Below are 10,877 nucleotides of genomic sequence, written 5' to 3' on the forward strand. Positions count from 1 at the left end.
CATCGCGGCGGCCCACGGATTCAAGCCGGAGTGAGGGCACACCGAGCCTAAGCGAGGTGCCGAGTGGTGGGGGCGAGGACTTTTTGGTTACCTTTTTGGTCCTTCAAAAAGTGACCCGCCGTCAGGGCGGAACCCTAAGCCGCCGTTACCCAAATAACGGATATGTACACCGAAACACCGCCATCGCAGGCAAGCCAGCTCCCACAATTAATCGGCGCTGACAGTTAGACCAACTCCCGCGCCAAAAACGGTGCAGTGCGACTGCCCTTGCTCTTGGCCACCTTCTGCGGCGTACCACAAGCCACCACCTTCCCACCCAAATCCCCAGCCCCCGGCCCTATATCAATCACCCAATCCCCCTGGGCCACCACCCGCATCTCATGCTCCACCACAACCACCGTGTGCCCCGCATCCACCAAATGATTCAGCTGGCTAAGCAAGCGATCCACATCCCGAGGATGCAAACCAGTAGTCGGCTCATCCAACACATACAAGGTCGCACCCCGGGCATTGCGTTGCAGCTCGGTCGCCAACTTGATCCGCTGCGCCTCACCGCCGGACAGTTCAGTCGCCGGCTGCCCCAACCGCAGATACCCCAGGCCGATATCGCGCAATACAACCAACGAACGCAACACCCCAGGCTGCTCGGCAAACACCTCGACCGCCTGCTCCACCGTCAACCCCAGCACCTGGGCGATGCTCAAGCCTTGCCACTTGATCGCCAACGTCTCAGGGTTATAACGCGCCCCATGACACGTCGGACACGGCGCATACACACTGGGCATAAACAACAACTCGACACTGACAAAACCTTCCCCTTCGCAATTCGGGCAGCGGCCCTTGGCGACGTTGAAAGAGAACTGCCCAGCATCGTAATCGCGCTTCCTGGCCGCTGGCGTAGCCGCGAAGAGTTTGCGCACGTTGTCGAACAAACCGGTGTAGGTAGCGAGATTGGAACGCGGCGTGCGACCGATGGGCTTCTGGTCCACCTGCACCAGACGTCGAATCTGTTCCAGGCCACTGCTGATCCGCCCGCCACTGCTTTGTGGAGCATCATCTTCAAGGCTCGGCTCTTCGTCGCTTTCCAGCACACGCCCCAACCCCGTACCCACCAGTTCCAGCAACGCCTGGCTGACCAGGCTGGACTTGCCCGAACCGGAAATACCCGTCACCGCCGTAAAGCAACCCAGCGGGAAATCCACGCTCAGGTCCTTGAGATTATTACGCGTCACGCCTTCAAGCTTCAGCCAGCCGGACGGCTCACGTCGCGTCGTGCTGCAAGCGCGCCGCTCGGCGAACAAATACTCGCGCGTCTGCGACGCCTGCACATCCGCCAACCCCGCGGGCGGGCCGCTGTACAGCACTTGCCCGCCGTGCTCACCGGCAGCCGGGCCCACGTCGATCAGCCAGTCGGCGCGGCGCATGGTTTCCAGGTCGTGTTCCACCACAAACAACGAATTGCCGGTGGCTTTCAAACGCTCAAGCGCAGTGAACAACGCTTCGCCATCTGCCGGGTGCAGGCCCGCCGAGGGCTCGTCCAGCACATAGATCACACCGAACAGCTGCGAGCCCAATTGGGTGGCCAGCCGCAGGCGCTGCAATTCCCCGGATGACAATGTGGGCGTGCTGCGCTCCAGGGACAGATAGCTCAGGCCCAACTCAGTGAGGGTGCTGACCCGCTCCAGCAAGTCCTGGGCGATACGCTGGGCCGCCAGGCGTTTTTCCACCGACAGTTTCATCGTGTCCTGCCCCGCCGCCACCGGGCGCAGCAGCTCGGCCAACTGCGCCAGCGACAGCTGCGACAGCGCGCCGATGTCCACCCCGGCAAACTTCACCGACAGCGCCGCCTTGTTCAAACGCTTGCCCTCACACGCCGGGCAGGCGCTGCCCTGCATGAACTGCGACACGCGCTTTTTCATCAGTGCGCTTTGGGTGTGGCTGAAGGTGTGCAGGATATAGCGCCGCGCACCGCTGAACGTGCCCTGGTAGCTCGGCTCCAGCTTGCGCTTCAGCGCGTCGCGGGTCTGCTGCGGGGTGAAGCCTGCGTACACCGGCACGGTCGGGGTTTCTTCGGTAAACAGAATCCAGTCGCGCTGCTTTTTCGGCAGGTCGCGCCATGGGATGTCCACGTCATAGCCCAAGGTCACGAGGATGTCGCGCAGGTTTTGCCCCTGCCACGCCAACGGCCAGGACGCCACCGCACGCTGGCGAATGGTCAAGGACGGATCGGGCACCATCAGCGCCTCAGTCACTTCATACACACGGCCCAAGCCGTGGCAGTGCGGGCAAGCGCCCTGGGGCAGGTTCGGTGAGAAGTCCTCGGCATACAGCATCGCCTGCCCCGGCGGATAACTGCCGGCGCGCGAATACAGCATGCGAATCAGGCTCGACAAGGTGGTGACGCTGCCCACCGACGAGCGCGCACTCGGCGTGCCACGCTGCTGTTGCAGGGCCACGGCCGGTGGCAGACCTTCGATGGAGTCCACATCCGGCACGCCGACCTGGTCAATCAGGCGCCGTGCATAGGGCGCCACCGATTCGAAATAGCGGCGCTGGGCCTCGGCATACACCGTGGAAAACGCCAGGGATGATTTGCCGGAACCCGACACGCCGGTAAACACCACCAGGGCATCCCGGGGAATATCCACATCGACGTTACGCAGGTTGTGTTCGCGGGCGCCGCGCACACGTACAAAGCCTGGGCGCTGGGCAGTGATCGGGGGGATGTTGCGCTGTGAGGTCATGGGCAACCTTGTCGGGCGGTGAGCACGCTGCGCACCCGTTGCGTGAGGGCTTCGGGGCTGTAGGGCTTGCTCAGCAGATGAATGTCGGGGCTCAGCAGATGAGTGCTGGAAAGAATGTCGCGGGTGTGGCCGGACGTGAACAGCACCGCCACCGGCGGGTGCTGCACGCGGGCCCAGTCGGCCAGGTCGGTGCTTTTGACCCGGCCGGGCATCACCACGTCGGTAAAGATCAGGTCCGGGCGCACGTCGTTTTGCAGGGCCTGCATGGCCCGATCACCGTCTTCGGCGGTCAGTACGGTGTAGCCCGATTGTTGCAGCAACTCGACCACGGTCAGGCGCACGCCTTCGTTGTCCTCGACCACCAGGATGGTTTCCTGGCCGCCGCTATGGGTTGCCTGCTCGGTGTCGACCTCACCACATTCGGGTTCCAGGCTGCGGGGGAAATACATCTGCACCACCGAGCCTTTGCCCTCCTCGCTCCGTACGTCCACATGCCCGCCGCTTTGGCGTACAAAACCGAACACCATGCTCAGGCCCAGGCCGGTGCCATGCCCTTCACGCTTGGTGGTAAAGAACGGCTCGAACGCACGCTTGAGCACCTCCTGGGGCATACCGACCCCGGTGTCGGTCACCGCCAGGCGCACGTATTCGCCGGGCTTGATGCTTTTACCCACGCAATCGCCCGGGTTGAGGATGATATTTTCGCCACTGATACGAATCACGCCCTCACCTTGCATGGCATCGCGGGCATTGATCGCCAGGTTGAGCAGCGCGTTTTCCAATTGGTTGCGGTCGACATTGATGCACCAGGAATCCTGGGGCAGTTGCACGTCGATATGAATGGTCTCCCCCAGCGCCCGTTGCAGCAGTTCACCTAAACCGGCGTAGATGCGTTGCGGGTTATACACCGCTGGCGACAACGGCTGGCGACGCGCAAACGCCAACAGTTGCGAGGACAGCTTGGCACCGCGCTCCACCGCGGCGATGGCCGCCGTGACGCGGCGCTGCACCTGGGGGTTGTCCGGTTCATGCCGGGCCAACAGGTGCAGGTTGCCAGCGATCACTTGCAGCAGGTTATTGAAGTCATGGGCCACGCCGCCGGTCAGGCCGCCGATGGCTTCAAGCTTCTGCGATTGGCGCAACTGGTCTTCGGCGGCGGAGCGCGCTTGCACTTCGGCGGCAACGCGTTGCTCCAGGTTGTGGGTCAGCTCCTGGCGCAGGCGCTCGGAATGCACATGCTCGGTGGTTTCCACCACAATCGCCAACACCCCGGCCGGCTGCTGATTATCCCCGGCGACGGGGCTGTAATAGAGGTCCAGCCACACGGTTTCCGGCTTGCCGTTACGCAACAACACCAGGTCTTTGTTGTTAAACGTCAAGGTGCCACCCGCCAGGCAGGTGCCCACCACGTGGCGATTGAACTCGGCCACTTCCGGCCAGCCCAGCTCCACCGGCGTGCCGAGCAAATACGGATGCCGACCGCCGGCAAACACCGAATAGCTGTCGTTGTAGATCATGTAGCCCGCCTGCCCCCACAGCATCACCATCGGCACGGGCGAGGCCAGCATCATCTGCACGTTGCAGGCCAGGCTGGCGCTCCAGGTGTCGATCGGACCCAGGTCGGTCGTCGACCAATCGAAGGCGCGGATCCGCTGGGCCATTTCACCGGACCAGCCTTCACAGCCATGGGGGTTGGATAAAAACTGCATCGGTTGGCTCTGTGCAAAATGAGGGCAGGGGCAACGTTTTGGAGCGCGTCAGCAGCAGATGGTTTCACTTGTTATACGTTAGGAGCTAACGCCGGCAAAAACCACTGGTTTCAATGAAAATCCCGGCTGCGCACATGTATGCCTTCCAGCAGTGGCGTCAGGTCGGTGAGACGCCCGGCAATCAGGTGCCGCACCTCGCCCACCGCCTCCCAGCGCCCGTCGACTTTGAGCAGCCGCGAACCGACCAGCGCCTGCCTCTGGCGTTCTGCCAGGTCGCGCCAGACCACCACATTGAGGTTGCCGAATTCATCCTCCAACGTCACAAAGGTCACGCCACTGGCGGTGCCCGGGCGCTGACGCCCGGTCACCAGACCGGCCACGCTGACATTACGCCCATGCTCCACTGCCATCAGTTCCATCGAGCTGCGGCAGCGCCGTTTGCGCAACTCATCACGCAACAACGCCAACGGGTGCGGGCCGAGCGTGGTGCCGACGGTGGCGTAGTCGGCCTGCAGGTCTTCGCCAACCGTCGGTGCGGGCAATTGCACCGCCGCTTCTTCGGGGCTCGGCAGGCCCGCGAACAACCCCAGCTGTTTATGCACGCCTGCCACTTCCCAGCGCGCGGTGTGCCGGTTGCCCGCCAACCCACGCAAGGCCCCGGCATCCGCCAGCAATGCCTGGGCCCGTGCATCCAGGCCGGCGCGCTCGTCCAGGTCGGCAATGTCGCTGAACACACGACGCTGGCGCGCCGCCTCGATGCGCCGCCCATCCTCCTCACGAAACCCCGAGATCATGCGCAAGCCCATGCGAATCGCCGGTTGCTGGCCCTCGACAGGCTCCAGGCTGCAATCCCAGTCACTGGCCAGCACATCCACCGGGCGGATCTGCAAGCGATGGCGCCGCGCATCCTGCAGGATCTGGTCCGGGCTATAGAAACCCATGGGCCAGCTGTTGATCAAGGCGCAGGCGAACGCCGCCGGTTCATGGCACTTGAGCCAGCAACTGGCGTAGGTCAACAAGGCAAAACTGGCCGCGTGGGACTCGGGGAAGCCATAGCTGCCAAAGCCTTTGATCTGCTCGAAGATCTGCGCGGCAAATTCCTCGCTGTAGCCGTTCTTGAGCATGCCAGTGCGCAGGCGCTGCTGATGCGGTTCGAGACCGCCATGGCGTTTCCAGGCGGCCATGGAGCGGCGCAACTGGTCGGCTTCGCCTGGGCCATAGTCGGCGGCGACCATGGCGATCTGCATCACCTGCTCCTGGAACAGCGGTATACCCAAAGTACGTTCAAGGACGGCTTTGAGTTGAGGTGACGGATAAGTGGTGGGCTCTTCGTTATTCCGACGCCGCAGGTACGGATGCACCATGCCGCCCTGGATCGGCCCAGGCCGCACAATCGCCACCTCAATCACCAGGTCGTAGAAGTTCTGCGGTTTGAGCCTGGGCAGCATCGACATCTGCGCCCGCGACTCGATCTGGAACACGCCGATGGTGTCGGCCTTGCTGATCATTGCGTAGGTGGCCGGGTCTTCCTTGGGTATGCCTGCCAGAGACATATCGCGATTGCGATGGCGGCTCAGCAAGTCGAAGCAGCGGCGGATCGCGCTGAGCATGCCCAGCGCGAGGATATCTACCTTGAGCAGGCCCACGGCGTCGAGGTCGTCCTTGTCCCACTGGATAATGGTGCGCTCGGCCATGGCGGCATTTTCCACCGGCACCAGGGTATCCAGCGGGTATTCGGAAATCACAAAACCGCCGGGGTGCTGGGACAAATGCCGGGGGAAGCCGATCAGTTGTTGAGTCAAGGTCAGCACACGCCGCAGGATCGGGCTTTGCGGGTCGAAGCCACCTTCGCGCAGGCGTTCCAGCGGCGGCGCATCTTCACTCCAGCGCCCGCAACAGTCGGCCAGCGCGTTGATCTGGTCCGGCGGCAAACCGAGGGCCTTGGCCACGTCGCGCACCGCGCCGGACGCGTGATAACTGCTGACCACCGCCGTCAACGCCGCGCGGGTGCGGCCGTAGCGTTGGAACACGTACTGCAGCACTTCCTCGCGGCGTTCGTGTTCAAAATCCACGTCGATATCCGGCGGTTCATTGCGCTCCTTGGACAGGAAACGCTCGAACAGCATGCTCGTCAGGCTCGGGTCGATTTCGGTGATGCCCAAGGCAAAACACACCGCCGAGTTGGCCGCCGAACCACGGCCCTGGCACAGGATCGAGCGGCTGCGGGCGAAGCGCACGATGTCGTGCACCGTTAAAAAGTAGCTTTCGTAACCCAGCTCGCTGATCAGCACCAATTCCTTGTTGATCTGCTGCAAGGTCTTGGCGTCGACACCCTTCGGCCAGCGCTGGGCAATGCCTTCCTCGGTCACCGCGCGCAGCCAGGATTGCGCGTCATGACCGGCGGGCACCAGCTCGCGTGGGTAGTGGTAGCGCAACTGGCTGAGGTCAAAGGTGCAACGTTTCGCGATGGCCAGGGTTTCATCACGCAGCGCTTGCGGGTACAGCGCGGCCAGCGCGTCGAGGCCGCGCAAATGCCGCTCGCCATTGGGGTGCAGGCGCGTGCCGGCTTCGGCCACCGGCACGTGATAGCGGATCGCGGTCATGGTGTCTTGCAAGGCCCGGCGACCCCGCGCATGCATGTGTACATCGCCGCAAGCCACCGCCGGGATCTGCAGGCTGGCGGCCAGGGCCAGGCGCTGTTGCAAATGGCGCGCATCGTCCTGGCCGCAGTGCAGGTGCACCGCCAGCCACAGGCGTTCGGCGAAGGTGTGTTGCAGCCATTGGATCGAGGCCTGGGTGTCGCTGTCCTCGGCCACCCACAGCGCCAGCAGGCCGGGCATCGGTTGTTCGAAGTCGGCGTGCAGCAGGCGGTAACGGCCTTTTTCGGCGCGGCGGCGAGCCAGGGTAATCAGGCGGCACAGGTGTTGGTAGCCGCTCAGATTCTCGACCAGCAACACCAGTTTCGGGCCGTTTTCGATGCGCATCTCGCTGCCGATAATCAGCGGCAACTCCACCGCCTTCGCCGCCTGCCAGGCTCTCACGATGCCCGCCAAGGTGCATTCATCGGTGATCGCCAGGGCGCTGTAGCCTTGGCGCTTGGCACGCTCGAACAGCTCCAGCGCACTGGACGCGCCGCGCTGGAAACTGAAATTGGACAGGCAATGCAACTCGGCGTAGCTCATGCGAACCAGCCTTGCAGCCACAGCCCGTCGCTTTGCCCCACACAGCGATAGGCCCAGCCTTGCTGACCGGCGCGGGTGCGGATCAGGTAATAGTCACGGCGCACATCGGCGCCATCCCACCAGCCGGATTCGATGCGTTCCGGGCCCATCAGGATCTGCACGCCCTGCTCGGCCAGCAAGGTCGGTTCAGTCAGCAACCAGCCGGGGCGCTGCACCTTGTGCAAAGTCGGGCACGCGCGAGGGTCGGCGGCCGCTTGCCAGGCACATTCGGGGCGATGGTCGGCGTGAAAGCGCAGGCTTTGTACGGCCTCATCGCCAAGCCGTGCGCGCAGGCGTTCGCGCAGTTGCTCCCAAGGCAAGGTTTGTTGTGGGCGATCGTCGAACAGGTCCTGGCGTTGCGGCACAAACACCGGCAGGTCCTGGGCCACCAGGCGAAAACCACGCACCGGCGCGGTGACTTGCACCTGCTCCAGACGGCCACGGGCCAGTTCGAACAGCATCGACGGTTCGCGCTCGGCGCTGAGCAGGCCGACCTTGATCACGCTGTCGGGCGCCTGGGCGTGCTCCAAGTGCAAGTCGAAGCGCTGCACGCCACTGTCACGCCCGCAGAGGAAGGCGGACAAGTCACCCGTCAAACGCCGCAACGGGAACAGCAGCGCCTGGTGCGATTGCACGTCGAAATTCAGCTCGATGTGCACGTCGAACTGATCCGGCGGCTGGTAAAACGCCAAGGCCAATGGGCGCTGCCCGCTCAGGGCATCCAGGTGCTTGAGCAAACCGGCGTCAAAGCGTCGCGCCAGGGTATGCCGGGGCAGCGCCTGCACCTGGGCCAAGGTGCGCAGGCCCATGCGTGACAAGGCCGTGGCCGCCTGCGGGTCCAGACCGGCGCGGTCGATGGGCAGCGGCGCCAGGGCTTGCTGCAACGCGTCCTCACCGATCGCCAGGCCATCGTAGATATTCGCCAGCACCCGCGCCGCCGCCGGGTTGGGCGCCGCGACGATACGGTGGCGAAAGCCCAGTTCGGTCAACTCCTGACGCAAGCGCGCCTCGAACTGCGGCCACGGCCCGAACAGGCCCAGGCTCGACTCGATCTCAAACAGCAACGCACGCGGGTAATACACGCTGACCTGGGAGCTGAAACGGTAGGCCCAGGCGGCGAGGAACTGCTGCCAGCGCTCGATTTCGGCGGGGTCGTATTCGGCGCTGGCAAAGGTTTTGGCCAGGGCATGCGCGGCCGTCAGCGATTGACCTGGGCGCAGCCCCAAAGCCCGGGCAGCGGCATTGACGGTTTGCAGCACGCGGCGCTGCGGGGTGCCGGCCAGCAGTACCAAGGGTTGATCCGGCTCAGGGTGCACACGCTGCACCCCGTCCAGCGCCAATTGCGGGAAGACAATACACACCCAGCGCATGGCAACCTCAGTGCCCCGCCAGGGCTATCGGCGCCGGGTGGGCCAAGCCGCCCCGGCACTTGAGCACCCGCACTTGCGCAGGTTTTGCCTCGACGGCCAGGCGCAAGGCGGCGGGCGATGAATTGACCGCCTCGCTCAAAGCGCGCCAGGCAAACGCCAGGGTCTGCCCGGTCTCGGCCGCCACCTGCAAGCGCCGCAGGGCACGGTCATCGGCCTTGCGCGGCCAGCACAGCACCGCGCCGCAACTGCCGGAACGCAGGCACTGCTCCACCGCCCACAACACGTCGCACGCCTCGGCCTGGATCACCGAAAGCTGACGCAGATCCACTCCGGCATTCTGCCAGGCATGTGGGTACGGCGTGTAGGGCGGCGCCACCAGCACAATGCGCTCGCCCGCCGTGGACAAGCGGGCCAGGGTCGGCAACACCAATTGCAGCTCGCCAACGCCCTCCTTCGCCATCAGAATTTCACTCAACGCCGACTCCGGCCAGCCGCCCGTGGGCAACACTGCGTCCAACGCCGCCAGCCCGGTGGGGTGTACGCTGGCCGGCGGCGCGGCGGGCCGGCCTTTCCAGACGCGGCCGCCATTGAACAGCGTGTCCAGGGCAACGACGGCGCCCATCAGCCTTGCCTCACCAGGCCACAGAACACGCCTTCGATGGCCAAGTCCTGATCCGGCCCGACCACAATCGGTTGATACGCGGGGTTGCGTGGCAGCAGGCGCACCTGCTCGCCGTGGCGCTCAAAGCGTTTGATGGTGACTTCGCCGTCCAGGCGTGCCACCACGATCTGCCCGTTCAAGGCTTCGGCGCTGCGGCGTACGCCCACCAGGTCGCCGTCGAGGATGCCGTCTTCAATCATCGAATCGCCCTGCACACGCAGCAGGTAATCCGGGGTTTTGGCGAAGGTGGCGGGGTCCAGTTGCAGGCGGTTGTGCACTTCGGCATCGGCGCCGATGGGCAGGCCGGCGGCAACGCGACCGAGCACAGGCACATCCAGCCATTCGGGGCGCGCCGGTTGGTTGAGCAGGCGGATGCCACGGGCCTGGTTGGGGTTGACCTCGATAAAGCCGGCTTCGGTCAGGGCCACTACGTGTTTGCGTGCGACGCTGCGCGAGGCGAAGCCAAACGCCTCGGCGATCTCGGCGAGGCTTGGGGGCTGGCCTTGTTGCGCGATACGGTCGCGGATAAAGGTCAGGATGGCGGTGCGGCGGGGGGTCAGGGTTGTCATGGAGTACATTTGTACTCTTGTGGGAAATTTCTGACAATAGCCGGTAGTCGGGATTGGGGATTGGGGTTGAGTGCATATCCATTATTTGGGTAACGGCCGCTTAGGGTTCCGCCCTGACGGCGGGTCACTTTTGTAAAGACACAAAAGTAACCAAAAAGTCTTCGCCCCAACACTCGGTGCCTCGCTGTGGCTCGGCATGCCCGCAATCCGACACTGATTTGGGGGGCCGCCGCGCTGGGCCATCCTTGGCCCAGCGCGGCTAAACCGGCATCCCTGCCGGTTTACCCCCCAAATCACTGTCAGATTCCGGCCATCGTGTTTGACGGGGCGATTCTCAGATCAAAAGCAGATCAAGATCAAGATCAAGATCAAAAGCGCAGATCAAAAGACCGCTGACTTCGTCATCGAAAAGGATGTAAGGGCCGAAGCAACAGCAACAGCCGACCTCGCCGTCAAGGTTGGATGCAGTCAACTGTGGGAGCGGGCTTGCTCGCGAATGCGGTGGGCCAGTCAATTTATCTGTCTCTGATACACCGCATTCGCGAGCAAGCCCGCTCCCACATTTAGACCGCGTTGCATCAGCTAGATAGGCTTTGCCTTGCA

Annotated in this window: 6 protein-coding genes and 1 pseudogene; all 7 read right to left on the minus strand. The window is 63.9% G+C overall.

The window, feature by feature from the left end:
- Window positions 1-224: 224 nt before the first annotated feature.
- Window positions 225-2,744: an excinuclease ABC subunit UvrA gene (uvrA, locus tag K0H48_RS01270; protein WP_219266023.1), complete on the minus strand. Its 2,520-nt coding sequence runs from the start codon at window positions 2,742-2,744 to the stop codon at window positions 225-227.
- Entirely contained in the window at window positions 2,741-4,453 is a 1,713-nt protein-coding gene (locus tag K0H48_RS01275) for an ATP-binding protein (protein WP_138815724.1), read from the minus strand. Before K0H48_RS01275 ends, uvrA begins: the two co-directional genes overlap by 4 nt.
- A gap of 110 nt (window positions 4,454-4,563) precedes the next feature.
- Complete coding sequence (locus K0H48_RS01280; protein WP_257626806.1) at window positions 4,564-7,635, minus strand: error-prone DNA polymerase; 3,072 nt, start codon at window positions 7,633-7,635, stop codon at window positions 4,564-4,566.
- Window positions 7,632-9,044 carry a DNA polymerase Y family protein gene (locus K0H48_RS01285; protein WP_219266027.1) on the minus strand — a complete coding sequence of 471 codons (1,413 nt, stop codon included), beginning with the start codon at window positions 9,042-9,044 and terminating at the stop codon, window positions 7,632-7,634. The genes K0H48_RS01280 and K0H48_RS01285 overlap by 4 nt, the downstream gene beginning before the upstream one ends.
- A 7-nt stretch (window positions 9,045-9,051) precedes the next feature.
- Window positions 9,052-9,666: a translesion DNA synthesis-associated protein ImuA gene (imuA, locus tag K0H48_RS01290; protein WP_219266028.1), complete on the minus strand. Its 615-nt coding sequence runs from the start codon at window positions 9,664-9,666 to the stop codon at window positions 9,052-9,054.
- Entirely contained in the window at window positions 9,666-10,283 is a 618-nt protein-coding gene (gene lexA, locus K0H48_RS01295) for a transcriptional repressor LexA (protein WP_017135402.1), read from the minus strand. The genes imuA and lexA overlap by 1 nt, the downstream gene beginning before the upstream one ends.
- 325 nt (window positions 10,284-10,608) lie before the next feature.
- Window positions 10,609-10,877 (minus strand): annotated as a pseudogene (locus tag K0H48_RS01300) (hypothetical protein); the annotation flags it as partial.

It is taken from the genome of Pseudomonas sp. Xaverov 259 (assembly GCF_019352915.1).
In the GTDB taxonomy this organism is placed as follows: domain Bacteria; phylum Pseudomonadota; class Gammaproteobacteria; order Pseudomonadales; family Pseudomonadaceae; genus Aquipseudomonas.